This window comes from Amycolatopsis sp. NPDC004079 (assembly GCF_040610415.1).
GTDB lineage: Bacteria > Actinomycetota > Actinomycetes > Mycobacteriales > Pseudonocardiaceae > Amycolatopsis > Amycolatopsis halotolerans.
On the sequence record NZ_JBEXMH010000037.1, the window covers coordinates 1 to 20064 of the forward strand.

Genomic DNA, 20064 nt, shown 5'->3' on the forward strand with positions numbered 1-20064 from the left:
GCCCGTCCGCAGCGCCCCAATGTGGCATTGGGTGCATCTGACGCACCGAACGCCACATTGGGTGCATCCCACGCACCCAATGCCACATTGGGGCGCTAGCCCCAACCCGAAACCGCAGCCGCTGCACCCAACGATCGAGGCACCCAGCCCCTCCCCCGCACCCCGATACGAAGCCTTCCCTGCGGTCTGGGGGTGCTTGTCAAGGCATCTTTCCCGCCTTGACAAGCAACCCCAGACCGTCAGCACAATCAACCTTCGGGGTGCCCCACGCAACCAACGCAGCAATGTCGCCGCCAGGCGACGAGCCGAAGACTCACCGCCGACGAAACGCCTCCTCGATAACCCCCCACCGCTGCAAGTTATGCCGAGCGTCAGCCAACGCGTCATGCTGATCCCCAGGCGCAGCAGGCAACTTAGGCTTCCCCGCGTCCTCCCACCGCTGCCGCAGATCCCGGGTGAACCGAGGCAACTGCCGGGGCAACGCGGGCATCGGCCCCCACAACTGCGCCAACGCCACATGGTCGTACGCGGCGAACCAGGCCCAGAGCTCGATCCCCCCAGGCGGCTTCCCGAAGAACTCCAGCAGATCCGCCCGAATCCGCTCCCGGCTCCGCCAGGCCGGGTCCGCGGGCGAAGGCAGCTTGGGCAGCACGTTCTCCCGCACCCAAGCCCCGGCCCGCCCGGGGTCGAAATCAGTGGACACGGCATAGAACTCGCGTCCGCGCTCGTCAACGACACCGATCGACACCAGGTCAATCGTCACGCCGTCCTCAATAAATTCGGTGTCGTAGAAAAAACGCACCGGGGAACTCTAGTGGGGCCCTACCCGGCCTTCGTCTCCGGCACCCGATCGGCGTCAAGACCACTCGGCTGGGGCGGCACCGCGGGCTTGACACCAGCGGCCTCGGCCGCCAGCAGCTCCTTGGCCTTCGCCGCGTAAATGTCCACGTACTCCTGGCCGGACAGCTCCATCAGCGCGTACATGATCTCGTCGGTGATCGACCGTTCGATGAACCGGTCGCCGGAGAGGCCCTCGTAGCGGGAGAAGTCGAGCGGCTTGCCGAAGCGGATCTCGAGCCGCCGCGGCCACCACATCTTGGAGCCGATCGGGTTGACCTTGTCCGTGCCGACCATCGCGACCGGGACCACCACGCCGCGCGATTCGAGCGCGATCCGGGCGACGCCGGTCTTGCCCTTGTACAGCCGGCCGTCCGGGGAGCGGGTGCCCTCGGGGTAGATGCCGAGCAGGTGCCCGTCCTTGACCAGCCGGATCGCGGTGTCGAGCGCGGCCTGCGCGGCGTTGCCGCCGGAGCGGTCGATGGGGAACTGGCCGACGCCGGTGAAGAACCACTTCTTGAGCAGGCCCTTGAACCCGGGCTCGGTGAAGTACTCCGACTTCGCCGGGAAGGTGACCTTGCGCTTGACCCGCAGCGGCATGAAGAACGAATCCGCGACCGCGAGGTGGTTCCCGGCGAGGATGGCGCCACCCGTCTCGGGGATGTTTTCGGCGCCGACGACCTTGGTGGGCCACAGCGTCTTCAGCAGCGGCCCGATGAAAACCCACTTCATCAGCAAGTACAGCACCGGGTTCCAGTCCTTTCCTGCCCGCGCGGGCCCCGGCAGGCCAGGGTACGGAACAAGCACCGGCCCGCACAACGCGACAGCGGGCGGTCACCCGGGGGCAGCGACCGATCTCACAGCGGGACCGGAAGGATCCCCGCTTGCGGAGTGGGGCCCACAACCCGGCTTCGGCGTGAGAGCATGGGAGGACTCACCGCTTCGATTCGGAAGGGCGTTCGTGATGGGCGTGCTCGCCGGCGCGGAACCGTTCTCCCACCCGGGTTCCTCCGGGGCCGGCTTCCTGCTCTGCCACGGATTCACCGCGACGCCCGACGGCATGCGCGCCTGGGGCGAGCACCTGGCCGGAGAGGGCTTCGCGGTGCGCTGCCCGCTGCTGCCCGGCCACGGCACGCACTGGCGCGACCTCAATCGGACGACCTGGCAGGACTGGTACGCCGCGGTCCGCGAGGCGCTGCTGGCGCTGCGCGCGGAGTGCGACCAGGTGTTCGTCGGCGGGATGTCGATGGGCGGGACGCTCACCCTTCGCCTCGCCGAGGAATTCGGCCCGGACATCTCCGGCATCGTGCTGGTCAACCCGTCGGTCACGCGGCTGAGCCTGGACGCCAAGGTGCTGCCGCTGCTGTCGCGGGTGGTCCCGTCGATCCGCGCGATCGGCAACGACATCGCGAAACCCGGCGAGGTCGAGCTGGCCTACCCGCGCACGCCGGTGCGGGCCGCGGCGAGCCTCTCCCGGCTGTGGAAGATCGTGCGCGCCGACCTGGCGAAGGTGACGCAGCCGGTGCTGCTGCTGCACTCGCGGGTCGACCACGTCGTGGAGCCCGAGAACTCGCAGATCGTTCTGGACGGCATCTCGAGCACGGACGTGACCGAGGTGGTGCTGGAGAACAGCTTCCACGTCGCGACGCAGGACCACGACGCGGAACTGATCTTCAGCCGCAGTGTCGACTTCGCCCGGCAGCCGCGGGCGGGACAGGTGGGTGCCGGATGAACCGGGGGAAAGGCGCGGACGGACCCGAGGACGTCGACGCCACGTTCGCCGAGATCGTGGCCGACCTGCGGGCCGAGGGCGTGGGCGTGTTCCTGGACGAGGACCCGTTCTCCAGCGCCGGCCCCGCGTCCGCCGAGCCCGAGGCGTCCGCCGGAGCCGAACCCGAAGCGGGCAAGGCCAAGCCGAAGCCTACTGCGGACCCGCCCGCACCGCCCGCGCCTCCGTCGTCGTCGGACGGCTGGCGCACCGGCGGCAGCGACTGGGACACCACCATGTTCTCCGGCGACCCGGCCGAGGACGACGAGCACTACGTGCCGCCGGAGCCGCCGCCGCTGCCGCGCTGGCGCAAGGGTGCCTTCATCGTGCTGCTGTTCTTCGTCGTCGGGCTCCTGCTGCTGATCGTGCCGAACCTGATCGGGGTCGGGCCCGCGCTCGCCACGCCGCTCGGCATCCTTTCGCTCGCCACCGGCATCGCGCTGCTCCTGCTGCGCGTGCGCCAGGGCCCGCCGCCCGGCGCGGACCCCAGCAACGGCGCCCAGGTCTGACCGGGCGGGCATGCGGATCGACTTCCAGGCGTCCCGGCGTTCCACGGTCGGCGCGGAATGGGAACTCGCGCTGGTGGACCGGCGCAGCGGCGAATTGCGGTCGGTCGCGGAGGAGTTGCTCGCCGCGGTCTGCCCGGAGGGGAAGGCCGAGCACCCCCGGATCAAACAGGAGCTGCTGCTCAACACGATCGAGGTGGTCAGCGGCGTCTGCCGCACGGTCGGCGAGGTGAAACACGACCTCGACGAGGCCTTGGATGAGGTGCACCGGGTCGCCGACCCGCTGGGCGTCGAGCTGTTCTCCGCCGGATCGCACCCGTTTTCCTCGTGGTACCGGCAGAAGGTGACCGACAAGGAGCGCTACGCCAAGCTCATCGACCGCACCCAGTGGTGGGGCAGGCAGATGCTGATCTACGGCGTGCACGTCCACGTCGGGCTCGACCACCGGGACAAGGTGCTGCCGGTCCTCGACGGGCTGCTGCGCTACGCGCCGCACCTGCAGGCGCTGTCCGCGTCGTCGCCGTACTGGTCCGGCGAGGACACCGGGTACGCCTCGAACCGGGCGCTGATGTTCCAGCAGCTGCCGACCGCCGGGCTGCCGTTCCAGTTCCGCGAATGGGCGGAGCTGGAGGGCTACGTCGAGGACATGTTCACCACCGGCGTGATCGACCACTTTTCCGAGATCCGCTGGGACATCCGCCCGGCCCCGCATTTCGGCACCGTCGAAATGCGCGTGTGCGACGGGCTGCCGACGCTGCAGGAGGTCGGCGCGATTTCGGCGCTCACGCAGTGTCTGGTGGACGATTTCAGCGCTCGCCTCGACAAGGGCGAAACGCTGCCGGTGCTGCCGCCGTGGCACGTGCAGGAGAACAAGTGGCGCGCCGCGCGCTACGGCCTCGACGCGATCGTCATCCTCGACGCCGCCGGTCGCGAACGCCTCGTCACCGAAGATCTCGCCGAGTTGCTGGACCGGCTGGAACCGGTCGCGCGACGGCTGGACTGCGTCCGCGAGCTGCGCGACGTCGAGAACATTCTCCGGGTCGGCGCGAGCTATCAGCGGCAGCGGGCGGTGGCGAAGCAGTACAACGGATCTTTGAAGGCCGTGGTCGCCGCGCTGGTCACCGAGATGCGCGACGGCGTCCCGCACGCTTAGCTGCGGTTGGTTTAGGAGGCAACGATGTCGCATACGTTCAGCACGACCGTCGAGCTCAACGGCAAGACCGCCACCGGCTTCCGGGTCCCGGCCGAGGTCGTCGAGGCGCTCGGCCAGGGACGGCGGCCGAAGGTCCGGGTGACCGTCGGCCCGCACACCTACCGCAGCACGGTCGCGGTCTACTCCGGCGAGTTCATGCTGCCGCTCAGCGCGGCGAACCGGGAGGCGGCGGGGGTCGCGGCCGGGGAGACGGTCGAGGTCACGATCGAAGCCGACCTCGCCGAGCGGACGGTCGAGATGCCGGACGATCTGGCTGCCGCACTGGCTGACCGGAAGGGCGCGCGGGCCGCGTTCGACAAGCTTTCCTTTACCGCACAACGGGAACGCACCGAAGCCGTTACCTCCGCCAAGCGCGCGGAGACCCGGGAGCGGCGGATCGCGAAGATCGTCGCGGAGCTCGCCGGGGACGGGCTCGCCTAACCGCCCCTAGCCGACTGCCAGACCGGGTTTGCCGAAGCCGCCGAGCACGGTGTCGACGACGCGGGTCGCCAGCGTGTCCGGGTCGGCGGATTCCTGGTCCTGCGCTGCTTCGTGGATGAGCGCGCAGTACACGCGGCGCGCCCAGACCAGGTCGACGCCGGGCCGCAGCGTGCCGGTTTCCTCCAGGCGCTGGAAGAAGACGTCGCATTGGGCCACGACGTCCGGGGTCAGGACGCCTTCTTCCTGCGGGTGCGCGTTCATCGCGAACCCCCACCGGAGCTTGACGCTCAGCACCTTCGCGGTCACCTGGTAAAGCGCGACCAGCGGCGGCGTGACGTCAGGGCGGACGCTGGCGAGCGCGTCGTGGAACTGCTGCGTTGCCCAGAGGGTCATCGCGTCCACCAGCGCGTCGCGGCTGGCGAACCGGCGGTGCACGGTCGTCCGCGAGACGCCCGCGGCCTCCGCGATCTGCTCCATCGTCGCCGCCGGGTTGTCGCTGAGCACCCGTTCGGCGGCCTCGAGGATCGCCTGAGCCGTCCGTTCCGAGTCCGCGCGCAGGGCCCGTTTCTCCATGCTGCCCAGTTTACGCCATGGTTGCCACTCTAATCATAGTTGCGACACTGGTGTTGCAACTTCTAGCTTAGATGCATCGGACCTGACACGCCTTTGGGGGCTTTCGCATGGACATGCAGTTGACCGGCAAGACCGCGGTGGTCACCGGAGCGAGCCGGGGAATCGGCCTGGCCACGGTTTCCGCGCTGATCGGCGAAGGGATGCGAGTGGTGGCCGCGGCCCGGACGATCACGCCGGAACTGACGGAAACCGGCGCGGTGCCGATGTCGGTGGACCTGTCCACTCCAGACGGCCCTGGACGGTTGATCGAACAGGCCGTCGCCGAACTGGGCGGCTTGGACGTCCTGGTGAACAACGTCGGCGGCGGCGACAGCAGCGAGGGTCAGGCCGGCGGATTCTTGGCGATCACTGATCAACAGTGGACGGACATGGTGGAGCTGAATTTCCTTGCCGCGGTACGGGCTTCTCGCGCCGCCCTGCCGCACCTGATCGAACGGCGGGGTGCGATCGTCACGGTCTCCTCGAACGGCGCGCGGATCCCGCACTCGGGCCCGATCGCTTACACCGCCGCGAAAGCCGCGCTGACCGCGTTCGGGAAGGCACTGTCGGAGGAGTTCGGGCCACAGGGCGTGCGAGTCAACACGGTCTCGCCCGGGCCGGTTCGTACCGCGCTGTGGGAAGGCCCGGACAGCTACGGGGCCGAACTGGCTTCGTCGATGGGGATGTCGCATAGGGATTTGCTGGCCGCGGTTCCAGCGGGTGCCGGGATGCTGACGGGCCGATTTGTCGAACCGGCGGAGGTGGCCACGTTGATCACGTATCTCGCGTCGCCGCTGGCCGCGAGCATCGCTGGGACGGACCATCTTGTCGATGCGGGGGCGGTGAAGACCGTGTGACGGCTGGTCTTCGGCCGCGACCCGTTGGCGCTCGGGAGACGGCGGAACGGCAAGACTGCGGGCCTGCGTGGTTGCTCGGTTCCCGCCGATCTTCTCGGAGGGAGATTTCCGCCGCCTGTACAGCAGCGGAGCCGCAAGATCGCGGGTCTGCAGGGTTGCTCAGTTCCCGCCGAGGTTCTCGGGAGGAGATTGCCGCTCCGCCTGCGCAACGGCGGAGCGGCAAGACCGCGGAAGTCCGCTTGGTTGGCCGGGCCCGCAGCAAGGTTTTCGGACTGAACTCCTGGGCTGAGGTCGCGATCCGACCGCGCAGCTCGCAGTCAGCCGCGCCACGCGGCGACGGAGCGCCGAGGCGATGAGGGCTTTCTAGCCACCCGGCTCCCGTTGCAAGGCCCCGGCCTGAGCATCCGTGAGCTGAGGGCTGCCGGGCCGACCGCGCGACTCACCCACGATCGCAAAACACTCGCCAGCAGCAAAACTCCGACTGCCCAACCCCAGCAAGGAGATTCCCAGCCACCTACAGCAGCAGCGGAGTGCGAAGACGCTGACGAGCGCCTAGCCGCCCAGTTCCCGCAACAGGGTTCCCGGCCCGAGCACCCGTGCGCCGAGATCGCCGACCCGGCCGCGCAGTTCGCGGTCGGCCGTCACGACCACGACGTGATCGTCCAGGCGTTGCCGGGCGGCGGCGGTCACCTCGACGATTTTCGAATCGCCGTCGGTGTCCGCCGAGATGACCTCGACGCCCGGGATCGGTTCCACTCCCCTGGCCTTGCCCTCGACCACCAGCACCACCCGAGGCCACCAGGACCACGTCGGGCCCGCGCCGATGCCGACCACGTCGTCGCGCAGGCCGCGTTCGGCCGGGCCGGTCAACTGGTCGCGGAGCCGTTCCGCGGCGCCGCGGCGGTCACGCCACCAGCCGTCCGGACGGGAGCCCATCACGTTCGCCGCGTCGACCACCAGGACCAGTTCCCGGCCCAGTTGCTCGCGCAGCACCGGCCAGGCGGCGGCGAAATCGCGGTGAAGGTCGAGCGCGGCCACCTCGTCCGGCGGGACCCAGCGCATCTCGGCGCTTTCCTCGTTCGCGACCTGGGCTTGCAACGCACTGTCGGCCAGCCCGAGCACGGTCGTGTACTGCCATTCTCCGTGGTCCAGCACCGACGCCGACATGGCGCGAAACCCCGATGCCGGGATGGCGGCTTCTTCCCAAGCCTCCCTGGCAGCGGCCTCGTGCACGGTCTCGCCGACTTCGAGCGCGCCACCGGGCAAAGCCCACGTTCCGCCGTTGTGCACCCACCACGCACGGCGCTGCAACAGCACGCCCCGGCGGGGATCGCACAACAACAACCCGGCCGCACCGAACGCGCCCCAGTGCTGCCTGCCGCAAGAACACCGCACAAAGCGGTTGGCGGTCATCGGCGTCACCCGGCCCAGCCTTCCACAGAACCGCGCGAGTGCCTATGCCGGTCAAAACCCGAAGATCGCTCCGGCGACAGCGGCGGGCTACGAACATCGGACGTGGCGAATCCGGGGAGGACCGGAATCAACAGCCACCCCCGCGGCCACCGCTAACCCGGCCCACAACCGCCCGACGGGATCACGCACCTCATGCGCAACGCTCCCAGGCGACGGGAACCAGCACCAGCAAGCCCGGCAGCGCAGCAATCACCGCCGCCCAACCTGCCACTGCCCCGGCGAGAAACACCAAGCCGCCAACCGGCCTCGCCAGAACCGGAATCAGGCCCCGCAAGCTCTACAACGTGTCCATCGCCAACGCAGCCGCGCCGACGATCGCCGTGTCGTCGCCTAGGTGCGCAGTCCGGATCCGCGCCAGCGGACGGTGCCGCGCACCAGTGATCGCCCCGGAGTAATGCTCGCGGGCCTCGTCCAGGAACAACGGCGCCGACTCCGAAACTCCCCCGCCGATCACGATGATCTCCGGGTCGAAGACGTCCGCCACCAAAGCGAGTCCCTCGCCCAGCCACTTAGCCAGCTCCGCCATGGCGCGCAAGGCGATCGGGTCGCCGTCGCGGGCCGCGCGGGCTACTCGGCGGCCGGTGACCGACCCGGGGTCGCCGGCGATTTCCCGGGACAGCACGGTGGAACGGCCGGGGTACCGGGCGAGCAGCTCGACGGCGGTCGCGGCGAGCGCGGTGCCGCTGCAGTAGCGCTCCCAGCAGCCGTACTTTCCGCACGGGCAAGCGCGGCCGTCGCGCACGACCGTCAGGTGGCCGAGTTCCGGGGCCACTCCGTGTGCGCCGCGGTAGATCTCGCCGTCCAGCAGCAAACCCGCGCCGATTCCGGTGCCCAATGCGACCAAGGCCGCTACCCCGGCCCCGCGTGCGGCGCCGAAGCGGTGTTCGGCGACTACCGCGGAGTTGACGTCGTGCTCCAGGGTCACCGACAGGCCGACGCGCTTCGCGATCCGGTCCGCCACCGGGGCGTTGCGCCAGGCCAGGTGCGGCGCGAACATCACCGAACGGCGGTCGCGGGTCACGAAACCGGCCACCGCAAGGCCGACCGCGGCGACGTCGTGGCGGTTGCGCAGGCTTTCGACGACCCCGGCGATGGCGTCTTCGAGCGCGTTCTCCTCGCTCGGCGTCCCGACGCGCGCCGTGTCGAGAAGCGAGCCGCGCTCGTCCACGACGCCGGCCCGCACGCTGGTGCCGCCGACGTCCACCCCTACGGTCAGCAATCAGTTCTCCCGCTCCGGCTGCCAGTCCGCGCGCTTGCGGACGACGATGTGCTGGACCCGCGACGACGACTCCGAAGACGACGCCGCCGCGGTCGCGGGCGGACGCGCGGCGGGCCGGAACCCGGGCATGTGCACGCCCTCGTCCGGCTCCCAGCGGTCCGCGAGCACCGCCCGCAGCAGCGCGACGAGCTGAGCAGCCTGTTCGAGGACCCTGGCCACGAACTCCGGCCGCTCGCCGCGCACGACGGCGACGATCGCACACAGCGGGCACCATCCGCATCCCGAAGTGCTGTCCTCCACACCGGACGCACCTTCGGCGCCGGGTTCTTCCGGGGCGCCGTGCCCGGCGGCCATCACGCCTTCCAGCCACGGCGCGGCGCGTTCGATCACCATCTCGACCAGCAGCCGGATCTCCTCGGCCAGCTTCAGGCCGTCCGCGTAAGACCCCTCGTTTTCTTCGCTCACCCGGATCCCCGGTTCCCGGCCAGGCTGACCACCAGGCCGTCGGCGTCGGATTCCGCGCCGGTGATCCGGCACGGGCGCAGCGTTTCGGGCAGTGCGACCAGCCGGCGGAACCCGTCCACGGTGATCGCCAGGTCGTCGTCCACGCGGGCGAGGTCGACCGCCGAATCCTGGTCCAGCGGGAGCGCGACCCGCAGCCGGAAGCCCTCTCCGTCGGCCGCGACCGACAACAGCGGCGTGACCGGTTTTCCGTTGCCGGACAAGGGATCCCGGCTGCCGTACAGCTCGCGAGCGAGCTCGGCGAGCGCCTCCGCGCCCACCGGTTCGCTCGCCCGGTGTTCGACGCGGGCCAGTTCGTCGGGGCCGAAACCGGCCTCCGCCAATTCCGCCAAAACCGCGTCCTGCTGATCCCGCCGGGTGCGCAGCCACTTCGCCGCCGACCCGCGCCAGAAACCGGGCGCGGGCATCAGCCGGTTGGCGATCAGGCCGTCGACCGCGATGCCGCGCAACGCCAGCGACGTGAGCGTGCGCCGCGCCTCGGCGACCACCACTCGCTCCGGCGTGAGCACCAGCCGCACGGTCGTCACGCGCGGGTCAGTGAGCAGTTCGCGGAGCGCGTCGAGGTGTGCGCCGAGCTGCCGGACCGACGCCGCGACGCGCCGGTTGCCGAACACCCGGCCCAGGTAGCCGGACACGGCCTCCGGAAGCGAAAGCAAGCGCAGCGTTTCAGCGGTCGGACCGCAGTCGACCACGACGGTGTCCCACGGACCGTGCGAAGCCAGCCGCCGCACCTCGCTCAGCGCGAGCAACTCGTCGACGCCGGGCAGCACGGTCAGCTCTTCCGCGTCCAGGACGTCCAGACCGGCTCCGGCCAGCACCTTCCGCAGCTCTCCGCGCAGCTCGTGCCAGGTCCGGTCGGCCAACGCCCGCGAGTCCACCTGCGCCGCCCACAGACCGGCCGGCGTGCCGTCGCGGCGGAGGTCCACTTCGGAGGGTTCGGCGGCCAGCGGCGTGCCGAACGCGTCGCCGAGCGAATGCGCCGGGTCGGTGGACACGACGAGCGTCTTCCTGCCGCGGCCGGCGAGCGCGGCAGCGGTAGCCGCGGCGAGCGTCGTTTTCCCGACACCCCCCTTGCCGGTGAACAGCAGGATGCGCATCTAGCCCTCGGCCCTGCGCTTGAGCTCCTTGAGCGCGGTGTCCATGACCATCTTCTCCGCCTTGCGCCGCAGCAGCCCGATCATCGGCAGCGCCAGCTCGACCGACAGCGTGTAGGTGACGCGGGTGCGCCCGCCGCCGAGCGGTTCGAGCGCGTACCGGCCGTTCTGCGCCTTCTGCATCTGGCCCTTGACCAGATGCCAGCTGACGCCGAGACCGGAATCGTCCCAGTCGTACTCGAGCGTGTACACGTCCTTGATCGGCCCGGCGTCGAGGGTGAGCTTCACCTGCTTCGCCCGGCCCGCGTCGTCGGTCGCGAGCACCTCGGTCTCGCGGACCGCCTTGGCCCACTCCGGGTACGCGGGGAAATCGGAGATCACCGACATCACCCGCGCGGGCTCGGCGTCGACCTCGATGGACTGCGTGGACTGCTCGGCCATGGGACGAAGCGTAGCCGGACAGCACAGTCACCAGCGCAGCACGTACGGCTGCCCGGTCTCCTTGAAGTGACCTACGTTACGGCATTCGGTGTGCCCGACCCGGCGCCGCACGGCCAGCGGCTGGTGCACGTGCCCGAATACCGACCAGCGCGGACGCTGCCGCCGGATCAGGTCCAGCAGCGCCTTCGAACCGAGTTCGGCGCGTCGCGCGACCACGTCGTAGGTCAATTCGGGCACCGCGGGCGGGATGTGCGTGCACAGGACGTCGACCTGGTCCAGCAGCGAGACCGCCGCGTCGAACTCCTCGCGCGCCCGCAGGTACGGCCGCCACGCCGCGCCCTTGCGCGGACGCGGGAGCACGCCGTCCGGCAGCACCGCGCCGCCCGCGAAGCCGAACCGCAGGCCGCCGATGGTGACGACCTCGCCGTCGACCAGGTGCACGCCCTCGCCGGCGAACTCCGGCCATGCCGACGGCGCGTCGACGTTGCCGGGGATCGCGTACGTCGGCGCGGTCATCGAGGCGAACATCGTGGAGTACTGCTCCCGGACCGCTTCGTCGACCGCGGCGGCCGGGTCGTCCAGGGTGGCCCACAGCGTGCGCGAGTAGGCGACCGTCTCGTCCCTGGTGCCTTCGCGGCGCAGGCGGGCGAACTCGCCGACTTTCTCCGCGCCGAACAGCACGCCCATGATGCCTTTGTCGTGGTCGTGGTAGTCGACGAAGTCGAGCAGGTCGCCGAGCACGACCAGCGCGTCCGCCCCGTCCCCCGCCCGCTTCAGCGCGTCGGCGTTGCCGTGCACGTCCGAAACGACGTGAACCCGCACAAGAGCCTCCTACTCGACGGTCCGGGGCGGAACCCCCGGCTCGCGCCCGTCCTCGAGGATCTCCTTCAGCTCCAGCGCCACTTCCTTCGCCGCGCGCGCCCGCCGGTCGAACTCGCGGCGCAGTTCGCGCGGGCTCAGCTCGCGCGGGACGCCGCCGGGACCGGCCGGCGTGGCCCGGAGGAAGTAGTGCAGCACGGTGCCGTCGAGAACAGGTTCCAGCCAGACCTCCATGGTACCGATCAAGGCGCCCGTGACGGTCCAGCGCAGGCCCTTGTCCCCCCGGTCGGTGTAGACCCGCAACTCCAGGTCGGGCCAGTACCGCCGCCACGAACCCGGGTCGGCGAAGGCCGCCGCGACCGTCGATGGGGGCACCACGAGGAAGGTCTCGTCGACAAGATCGAGAGCTGGCGGTTCGTGCACCCGGACACGATGTCACGACCTCGCCGCGCGCCCCGTGCCAGCATGGTCTTAAGGTCTACGGCACGCTAAGTTGACTGGCGGGTAACCGCACGCGTCGAACACGGAGGTCCGAGTGCGCGAATACAGCGCCCCCGCCGGGAAGCCGGTGACCGACGACGAGAATCTGGCCGATGTCGTCTGGGCGAACGCGGAGCGGTTCTCCGACGTGGTCAGCTTCCGGCGGCAGGTCGAAGGCACCTGGCTGGACGTCACCGCGAAGGACTTCGCGGACCAGGTCGCGGCCGTGGCCAAGGGCCTGATCGCGGCGGGAGTCGGGCACGGCGACCGCGTCGCGCTGATGTCGAAGACCCGCTACGAGTGGACGCTGGTCGACTTCGCGATCTGGGCCGCGGGCGCGGTCACGGTCCCGATCTACGAGACCTCGTCGCCCGAACAGGTGTACTGGATCCTGTCCGACTCGGCCGCCAAGGCCGTCGTCGTGGAGACCGGCGCGCACCGCGAGGCGATCGACGAGATCAGCGGGCGGCTCAGCACGCTCGAGCACACCTGGCAGATCGAGGGCGATTCCCCCGCGGTCGACGAGCTGACCGCGCTGGGCGCCGAGGTCTCCGACGAGGACCTGCACACCCGCCGCCGCGGCGTCACCGCGAACGAGACGGCCACGATCGTCTACACCTCGGGCACCACCGGGCGGCCCAAGGGCGTCGAGCTGACCCACCGGAACCTGCTGGCCGAGATCCGCGCGGACATCGAGGCGTTCCCGGAGCTGATGGAGCAGGGCAACTCGCTGCTGTGCTTCCTGCCGCTCGCGCACATCCTCGCCCGCGCGATCGCCATCACCGCGCTCACCGCCCGGGTCACGCTCGGCCACACGCCGGACGTCAAGAACCTGGTCCCGGACCTCGGCACCTTCCGGCCGACGTTCGTGGTCGCCGTGCCGCGCGTGTTCGAGAAGGTCTACAACACCGCCAAGCAGAAGGCGCACGCCGACGGCAAGGGCAAGATCTTCGACGCCGCCGAGGCCACCGCGGTCGCGTACAGCGAGGCGCAGGAAAAGGGCGGCGCCGGGCTCGGCCTGCGCGCGAAGCACCTGGTGTTCGACAAGCTGGTGTACGGCAAGCTCCGCGCCGCGCTGGGCGGCCGCTGCATCGCCGCGGTGTCCGGCGGGGCCCCGCTGGGCGCGCGGCTGGCGCACTTCTTCCGCGGCATCGGCGTGCCGGTGTTCGAGGGCTACGGCCTCACCGAGACGTCCGCGGCGGCGAACGTGAACACCAGCGCGGCGTTCCGCGTCGGCACCGTCGGGCGTCCGGTCGCGGGCACCTCGGTGCGCATCGCGGAGGACGGCGAAGTCCTGCTGAAGGGCGACGTCGTGTTCGGCCGGTACTACAACAACCCGGAGGCGAGCGCGGAAGCCCTCACCGACGGCTGGTTCCACACCGGCGACCTCGGCGAACTGGACGCGGAAGGCTTCCTCAAGATCACCGGCCGCAAGAAGGAGATCATCGTGACGGCGGGCGGCAAGAACGTCGCCCCGTCCGGTCTCGAGGACACCATCAAGGCCGCGCCGCTGGTGAGCCAGGTGATGGTGGTCGGCGATCAGCGGCCGTTCATCGCCGCGCTGGTGACCGTCGACGAGGAGTACTTCCCGGCGTGGAAGTCCCAGCACGGCAAGCCCGCCGAGGCGACGGTGTCCGAACTGGCCGAGGACGCGGACCTGCGCGCGGAGATCCAGGCGGCGGTCGACGAGGCGAACAAGCAGGTCTCGCACGCGGAGTCGATCAAGAAGTTCACCGTGCTGGCCAACGACTTCACCGAGGCGGGCGGCGAGATCACGCCCAGCTTGAAGCTGAAGCGCAACGTGGTGAACAAGAACTACGCGTCCGACATCGAGGCGCTGTACCGGAAGTAGCCCTAGTCCCGCGGAAACGGGCCCGCACCGATTTCCGGTGCGGGCCCGTTTCCGTTCGTCACTCCGCTTCTTGCTTCGCCTCGAGTTCTGCTCGCTCGGCATCCTTGCGCCGCGAGGAGAAGTACTCGTCGGCGAAGTTCTTCTTGATCTGGTCGGCTTTGTCCGCGTACCGCGGGTCTTCCAGCGTTTCTTTCAGCTCGTTGAACACCTTCTTGGAATTCGCCTGCTGCTCCGGGGGCAGGTGGTCCAGGTCTTTTTCGACGTCGTTCCAGGTGCGATTGTTTTCGCGCAGGTGGTCGCCCGGCACGCGGTTGTGCGTGTAGTCGTACCGGGGATCCTTGTTCAGCAGGTTCTCGTTCTTCAGCACGTTGTCGTATTCGAGAATCGTGTTCTGGGTGTTGCCGCCGTGATTGCCGTGGAGCTTGTCCTGCTTCAGGTGGCCCATCTCGTGCCCGAGCACCTCGGCCGGGTTCCTGGCGTCGGGCCCGTGGTGGATCTTGGGGTCGAGGAAGAGGATCTCGCTCTGGTGGTTGTAGGACCCGCTGCCCTGCAGGTCGATCATGTCTCCGACCCGGCCGTCGGCGAGGCCCTTCTTCTCCAGATCCTCCCGGGAAATGCCCATCAGGTCGTGGAAGGGCTTCTCCCGGTCCCCTGGCGACAGGTTCAGCTGCTGGTCCTCGCGCAGCGCGCTCGCCTTGTCGGTCAGTTTGAGATCGCTGTTCTTGTCCACCGAGACGATCTTGGGCTTGTCCAGCCGTTCCAGGTTTTCCAGGTACTTCGGGTTGTCGATGCCGTGGTCCTTCTTCAGCCTGTCCTTCAGCGCGTCGACCTCTTTCAGGTGCGCCGGGTCCTTCACGTCCTTGAGATCGTCGACGCCCAGCTTCTGCTTCAGGTCCTTCAGGTCCTTCATCCCGGGCGCGTCGTCGAAGCCCATCTTCTCCTTGACCTGGTCGACCTTTCCGCCCAGTTTTTCCTTGGCGGACAGGTCTTCCCAGTTCTTGGTGTCGGGCAGTTCCTTCCGCTTCGGCGGACCGCCGCCGGGCGGACGGCTGCCGGCCGGCGGACGGCTGCCGCCCGGAGGCCGCACCGGGGGCGGACCGGGAGGAGGAGGCGGGCCGGGAGGCGGAGGAGCTGCCGGAGGTCCGCCGGGAGCTTTGCCCGGCGGCGGCGGAGGCGGTGGCGGTGGCGGAGGTGCCGACGAAGCCGTGGTCGTCTCCGGAGTCGGTTCCCTCGGCGGCGGAGTCGGCTCGCGCGGCGGCGGGGTGGGTTCGCGTGGCGGCGCCGACGACGGGTTGGTTTCCTGCACGTGCCCGGCGTTGTTCCCGCCGCCCGGGGTTTCGCTCGGGCGCGCGTCGTCGTTCGGGCCGGATTTCTGCCTGCCCAGGCAGTTGCCCAGGCCCAGCGGGTCGGCGTCGGCGAGCGGGTTGGGCACGTACGAGGCCGGGTTCGGGGCCGGGGCGAGGCCGAGCGGGTCCTGGCTCAGGTAGCGCCCGGTGCCGGGGTCGTAGTAGCGGAAAACGTTGTAGTGCAAGCCGGTCTCGTCGTCCGCGTACTGGCCGGGGAACCGCAGCGGCGTGGCGCCCGGGCGGGTGCGGCCCCACAGCGAACCGGACGCGCGCCAGGCGACAGTGCCGTAGGCGTCCACCAGACCCACCGGAGTGCCGACCGGGTCGGTGACGAACGAGAAGAACCGGGCGCTCTTACCGAGCAGTTCGGTCTGCGTCACCGGGCGCACGGTGCCGGGCAGGTGGTCCCACGTCAGTGTGAGCGGCGCGGACCCGGCCAGCCGGTGTTCCTGTTCGACCAGGAGCTGGCCGCTCCACGAGAAGAGGGTCTCCTCGGCGGGGGTTTCGGAACCGGGCAGCCAGCGTTGTTTGGCGATGCGGCGGCCCAGCGGGTCGTAGCGGTAGCGCCATTCCACGCCGTCCGGGGTTTCCACCGCCAGCAACCGATCCTGCGCGTCCCAGCGGTAGGTCCAGGTGCGCGAGTTCTCGTGGCGGGCGGTGAGCCGCCCCTGTCCATCGTGGACATACCGCACCGAACCGGCCGCGGTGAGCCGGTTTCCGGTGTAGCCGCGCGAGCCGGAATCCGCTTCGGCGAATGGGAGTTGCGCGTGCCGGATGTTTCCGGACGGGTCGTAGTGGTAGCTCTCCTGGCCGTCTCGCCGGGCCACCGACGTGACGCGGCCGACGGCGTCGAGCTGGTATCGCGTGGAGCCGGACAGCGTGTCGTCCACGCCGACCAGGTGGCCGTCCGGGCGGTAGTGGTACTCGCGCCGCTGCCGGATCTGGCTGCCCGCGGCCAAAGTCTGCGCGACCAACTGGTGTTCGGCGTCGAAAGCCTGTGCCAGCACGGTGTTTCCGCCCAGGACGCGTTCGACCTCGTGGCCCGCTTCGTCGTGGCGGAAAAGCACTTCGTGCCCGGCGGTCGACAGCGCGACCGCCTTCCCGGCGTCGTCGAAGCTCCACTCGCTGACGGAGCCGGACGGAGTGGTGCGGCGCATTCCAGAGGGCTCGTGGACGTACGCGACCGAGCGGCCGTCGACCGATTCCCGGACCACGCGGCCGTCCTCGTCGCGCTCAATCTCCAGCACGCACGAACCCTCGGTGGCGCGTGCGAGGAAGCCGACGGGGTCGTACTCGTAGCGGATGGCGCCGCTGTCCGTGCGACGCTCGATCACGTTGCCGAGCGCGTCATAGCGGTACTCGGTGCCCGCGCCCAGCCCGTCGACCGACCGCACGAGCTGACCCGCCGCGTCGTAGGCGAACTGCCGTTCGCGGCCGTCGAAGTCGCTTTCCGCGATGAGCCTGCCGTCGGCGTCGTAGGTGTAGTTCCAGGTCAGGCCCGCCGGATCGGTGATCCGGACGAGCCGCAGTTCGGTGTCGTACTCGTACGAGGTGCGGGCTCCGGTGGCGTCGGTCTTCGCGACCGGCAGGTCGAAGGGGCCGTATTCGAAACGGGCGTCCGTGCGTTCCACGAGGTTCCCCTCGGCGTCGTAACGCCATTCCTCGTGCCGCCCGGACGGGCCGGTCCGGCTGGCCTGGCTCCCGTCGACCGTCCAGCCGAACCGGGTGCCGTCGGCCACCACGCGCGGGCGGCCGAACTGGTCGCGCTCCACCGGGTCGGGCTCGGCGCGCGGCGGCTCTCCCCCGGTCAGCTGGCGGTCCTGGGCGAACTCGGTCGCGGCGATCCCGGCCTGCGCGGTGAACAGGTCCGGCGCGGTGCCCGGCGGGTAGACGCGCCGCCAGGTGCGTTCGGCGGTCTCGACGGCAACGGTCAGCGTCCCGTCCGGCGCGGAGCTGACCTGAGCGCGGCTGCCGTCCGGGCGGACGACCGCGGTGAGCAGGCCCTCGGCGGTGTACTCGAACCCGGTCGTGCGGCCGAGCGGGTCGGTGCGCGACAGCAGCCGGTCGTAACGGTCCCATGTGGACACTGTGGCCGCGCCGAGCGGGCTGACGTCCTTGGTCGGCTGCGAGGCCTCGTTGAAGTGGAATTCCGTGACGTGGCCCAAAGCGTTGGTGTAGCGGGTGATCCGCTGCTCGCGGTCGTAGGCGAACTCGCCGTCGTACACGCCCCGGTCGCCGACCGTGCGGACGCAGCGGCCGTCGGCGTCGTAGATGTAGCGGTACCAGATGCCGTTGCGGTCCTGCCAGCCGGTGATCCGGCCGTCGGCGTCGTAGTCGTAGTGCGTTGCCAGGCCGGAGGAATTGAAAACCCGGACCAGCCGGCCGAGGTCGTCGTAGCCGAAAGTGCGGACCAGCACCGGTTCCTGGCCCTCGCTGAGCACCCGGATCGCGGTGACGCGGCCTGCCTCGGCGTCGAGTGCCACGCGGTAGCCCGCCGAGTGGCGGATCAGCCGGGGAGCGCCGCTTTCGTCGTACTCGACGTCCATCCGGTCGCCCGCGGCGTCGGTCGCGCTCAGCAGCGGGAAGACGCCGCCTCGGCCGGGGCCGAAGCGCGATTCCGTGCCGTTGACCGGATCGACGAGCAGATACCCGCCGTCGTCGGTCGCGGTCAGCGGGCGGCGCGGGCCTTCCAGCGGCAGCACCGGCTCCCCGGTGCGCGGGTACACCAGGATCCGGCCGTCCGCCGCGTAGAACCGGACGGCTTCGGAGTCGGCTTCGAGCCGCTGGTCCACCGTCGACGTCCAGCTCGGGCCGAACCAGCGGCCGGACCGGTAGGACGAGACGTGCAGCCGTTCGAGCACGAGCGGGCTCGGCAGTTCGAGGTCGACGTCCTCGATCAGGACGGAGCCCCGCACGACGTCGACCGGGTCTCCCGCGGTCTTGCACTCGTCCGCGCCGCCCCGGGTGTCGGCGGCTTTCGGGTCGTCCTTCGGCGGTGTCTTGCCGGACTCGCCCTGGTTGCCGCTCCGGTCCGGCGGCGGCTCCTCGCTCCTCGGCTGCTCGGAGTGGTTGCCCTGCGGTTTCGTTTCGTCCCTCGGCGGCGGGGAATGGTCGCCTTGCGGTTTGACCTCGTCCTTGGGCGGCCCGGAGTGATCGCCCGAGGCGGTCGTCGAGTCCCCGCCCTTTCCGTTCTCCGGCTTGGGCTCGGGTTTGGGCTCCGACTTCGGCTTGGTCTCGATGTTCTTCGGCGCGCCCGACGGCTTGGGCTTGCCGCCCTTGATGCCCTTCAACGCCTTCGCGGCGTCCTCGAACAGGACGCCCGCCTTCTTCAGCAGCGGCATCAGCGCCTTGAGCGCGGAGACCAGCTGCTTGGTGATCTTGGCGAGCTGCGCGGCGGTCTTGGCGACGGCGCCGACCACCTGCGGCAGCACCCACGCCATCCCGATCCCGGCGGTGAACAGCACCTGCAGCGCCCAGCTGATCAGGTGCCCGACGAGCTGCGCGATGATGTCGCGCACCAGCATCCGCACGGCCGCGACGACCTCGCCCGCGGTCTTCACCCCGGACGCCGCGCCCTCGGTGCCCTTCTGCGCCGCGCCGAGCAGGTTCGCGACGTCCTTGGTCCGCTCGCGATAAGAGTCGGCCGCCTCGCCGGTCCAGCTCTGCAGGTCCTTCTCGACGCAGGCGGTCAGGTCCTTGCCGATGCTTTCGAGCTCTTTCGCGACGTTCTGCCACGTCTCGGCCTGCGCCTTGATCTCGTCAGCCTTGCCGGTCAGCGCCTCCAGCGCCTGCTTCAGCGGCCCGACGTGCTCGATCAGCCAGCCGACGCCCGCCGCCAGGATCGACCCGAACGGGTCCATCGCGGTCGACAGCACGTCCAGCGCGACCCCGACCGCCCCCATCGCGATCGACGCCCAGTCGCCGGATTCGATGCCGGACTTCACCATCTCGCCCGATTCGAGCAGGGTGATGCCCGAATACGCCTTGGTCGAGTCCTTCGTCTCCGCGATCAACGGGTTGCTCACACGAAGAACGCTATCCGGGACGGCGGGGGCGTTTTCCGGCCGCGCACGCTAGTTGCCCGTGCATCCACGCAGAGCTGGACGCACGGGCAAGCCTGTCGTGGGGCTCAGGCCTGCGGCGGCTGAGCCTGGTACTGCTGCTGCGGCGCCTGCGCGTACTGCTGCTGCGGGGCGGCCTGCTGCTGTTGCGGAGCCTGCTGCTGGGCGCCGTCCGGGACCACGTACACCGCGGTGCCGTAGGCGGCGATCTCACTGGCGGTGCCCGCGATCTCGTTGCAGTCGAAGCGCAGCGCGAGCACGGCGTTGGCCCCGTGCTGCATCGCTTCCTGGCACAGCCGGAAGAGGGCTTCGTGGCGCGAGTCGGAGAGCAGCTTCGTGAGGCCCTTGAGCTCGCCGCCTCCCATCGCCTTGAACCCGGACCCGATGTTGGAGAACATGTTGCGGCTGCGGACGGTGAGCCCGAAGACCTCGCCGAACACTCGGACCACGCGGTACCCGGGCAGATCGTTCATCGTGGACAGCAGGATCGGGAACTGCGGCTGCTGCTGTTGCGGTGGCGCGGCTTGAGTCATGCGCGGATCGT

18 protein-coding genes are annotated in these 20064 nt (G+C 70.0%); 6 read left to right on the forward strand and 12 right to left on the reverse strand.

All coding sequences use genetic code 11. The features are described 5' to 3' along the window. Positions 1-313 precede the first annotated feature (313 nt). Both ABZX37_RS30800 and ABZX37_RS30805 read right to left on the reverse strand, forming a co-directional pair. The gene (locus tag ABZX37_RS30800) at positions 314-802 is read right to left on the reverse strand and encodes a polyadenylate-specific 3'-exoribonuclease AS (RefSeq protein WP_067595152.1); all 489 of its coding nucleotides are present in this window, start codon (positions 800-802) and stop codon (positions 314-316) included. Between the two features lie 20 nt (positions 803-822). After that, positions 823-1584: a lysophospholipid acyltransferase family protein gene (locus ABZX37_RS30805; protein ID WP_354745442.1), complete on the reverse strand. Its 762-nt coding sequence runs from the start codon at positions 1582-1584 to the stop codon at positions 823-825. Between the two features lie 217 nt (positions 1585-1801). Here ABZX37_RS30805 and ABZX37_RS30810 point away from each other — a divergent pair, with 217 nt between their 5' ends. Genes ABZX37_RS30810 through ABZX37_RS30825 form a run of 4 tightly spaced genes read left to right on the forward strand, consistent with a single transcriptional unit; the run spans position 1802 to position 4744 of the window. Continuing rightward, positions 1802-2569, forward strand: coding sequence for an alpha/beta fold hydrolase (locus ABZX37_RS30810; protein ID WP_354745444.1), 768 nt, complete (start codon positions 1802-1804; stop codon positions 2567-2569). Continuing rightward, on the forward strand, positions 2566-3114 hold the full coding sequence (locus ABZX37_RS30815; RefSeq protein ID WP_354745446.1) for a hypothetical protein: 549 nt from the start codon (positions 2566-2568) through the stop codon (positions 3112-3114). The genes ABZX37_RS30810 and ABZX37_RS30815 overlap by 4 nt, the downstream gene beginning before the upstream one ends. Positions 3115-3124: 10 nt before the next feature. Beyond that, entirely contained in the window at positions 3125-4264 is a 1140-nt protein-coding gene (locus ABZX37_RS30820; RefSeq protein WP_354745448.1) for a glutamate--cysteine ligase, read from the forward strand. 24 nt (positions 4265-4288) lie between these two features. Then, positions 4289-4744, forward strand: coding sequence for a YdeI/OmpD-associated family protein (locus ABZX37_RS30825; protein ID WP_354745450.1), 456 nt, complete (start codon positions 4289-4291; stop codon positions 4742-4744). A 6-nt stretch (positions 4745-4750) separates the two neighbouring features. Here the strand turns inward: ABZX37_RS30825 and ABZX37_RS30830 are convergent, their stop codons facing one another. Further along, positions 4751-5317, reverse strand: coding sequence for a helix-turn-helix domain-containing protein (locus tag ABZX37_RS30830; protein ID WP_354745452.1), 567 nt, complete (start codon positions 5315-5317; stop codon positions 4751-4753). 107 nt (positions 5318-5424) lie between these two features. On the opposite strand from ABZX37_RS30830, the gene ABZX37_RS30835 reads away from it, so the two are divergent. Beyond that, the gene (locus ABZX37_RS30835) at positions 5425-6213 is read left to right on the forward strand and encodes an SDR family NAD(P)-dependent oxidoreductase (protein ID WP_354745454.1); all 789 of its coding nucleotides are present in this window, start codon (positions 5425-5427) and stop codon (positions 6211-6213) included. 552 nt (positions 6214-6765) lie between these two features. On the opposite strand, the gene ABZX37_RS30840 is transcribed toward ABZX37_RS30835, so the two are convergent. The 7 genes from ABZX37_RS30840 to ABZX37_RS30870 all read right to left on the reverse strand — a co-directional run bounded on the left by ABZX37_RS30840 (position 6766) and on the right by ABZX37_RS30870 (position 12204). Then, positions 6766-7635, reverse strand: coding sequence for an NUDIX domain-containing protein (locus ABZX37_RS30840; RefSeq protein ID WP_354745456.1), 870 nt, complete (start codon positions 7633-7635; stop codon positions 6766-6768). A gap of 328 nt (positions 7636-7963) precedes the next feature. Then, positions 7964-8890 (reverse strand): ROK family protein, encoded by a 927-nt coding sequence (locus ABZX37_RS30845; RefSeq protein ID WP_354745587.1) that lies wholly within the window; start codon positions 8888-8890, stop codon positions 7964-7966. Positions 8891-8905: 15 nt separating this feature from the next. Beyond that, positions 8906-9370, reverse strand: a complete 465-nt coding sequence (locus ABZX37_RS30850) for a hypothetical protein (protein WP_354745458.1) — start codon at positions 9368-9370, stop codon at positions 8906-8908. Then, a complete protein-coding gene (locus tag ABZX37_RS30855) occupies positions 9367-10524 on the reverse strand; it encodes an ArsA family ATPase (protein WP_354745460.1) in 1158 nt (385 codons plus the stop codon). Before ABZX37_RS30855 ends, ABZX37_RS30850 begins: the two co-directional genes overlap by 4 nt. Continuing rightward, complete coding sequence (locus ABZX37_RS30860; protein WP_037809841.1) at positions 10525-10962, reverse strand: SRPBCC family protein; 438 nt, start codon at positions 10960-10962, stop codon at positions 10525-10527. Between the two features lie 27 nt (positions 10963-10989). Next, positions 10990-11784 (reverse strand): metallophosphoesterase, encoded by a 795-nt coding sequence (locus tag ABZX37_RS30865; protein WP_354745462.1) that lies wholly within the window; start codon positions 11782-11784, stop codon positions 10990-10992. Positions 11785-11793: 9 nt separating this feature from the next. Further along, entirely contained in the window at positions 11794-12204 is a 411-nt protein-coding gene (locus tag ABZX37_RS30870; protein WP_354745464.1) for a polyketide cyclase / dehydrase and lipid transport, read from the reverse strand. A gap of 112 nt (positions 12205-12316) precedes the next feature. Between ABZX37_RS30870 and ABZX37_RS30875 the strand changes: the two genes are divergently transcribed. Then, positions 12317-14113, forward strand: a complete 1797-nt coding sequence (locus ABZX37_RS30875) for a long-chain fatty acid--CoA ligase (RefSeq protein WP_354745466.1) — start codon at positions 12317-12319, stop codon at positions 14111-14113. Positions 14114-14171: 58 nt separating this feature from the next. Here ABZX37_RS30875 and ABZX37_RS30880 read toward each other — a convergent pair whose 3' ends face one another. Both ABZX37_RS30880 and ABZX37_RS30885 read right to left on the reverse strand, forming a co-directional pair. Beyond that, complete coding sequence (locus tag ABZX37_RS30880) at positions 14172-19484, reverse strand: RHS repeat-associated core domain-containing protein (RefSeq protein ID WP_354745467.1); 5313 nt, start codon at positions 19482-19484, stop codon at positions 14172-14174. A gap of 104 nt (positions 19485-19588) precedes the next feature. Further along, entirely contained in the window at positions 19589-20053 is a 465-nt protein-coding gene (locus ABZX37_RS30885) for a YbjQ family protein (RefSeq protein WP_354745469.1), read from the reverse strand. Positions 20054-20064 lie beyond the last annotated feature (11 nt).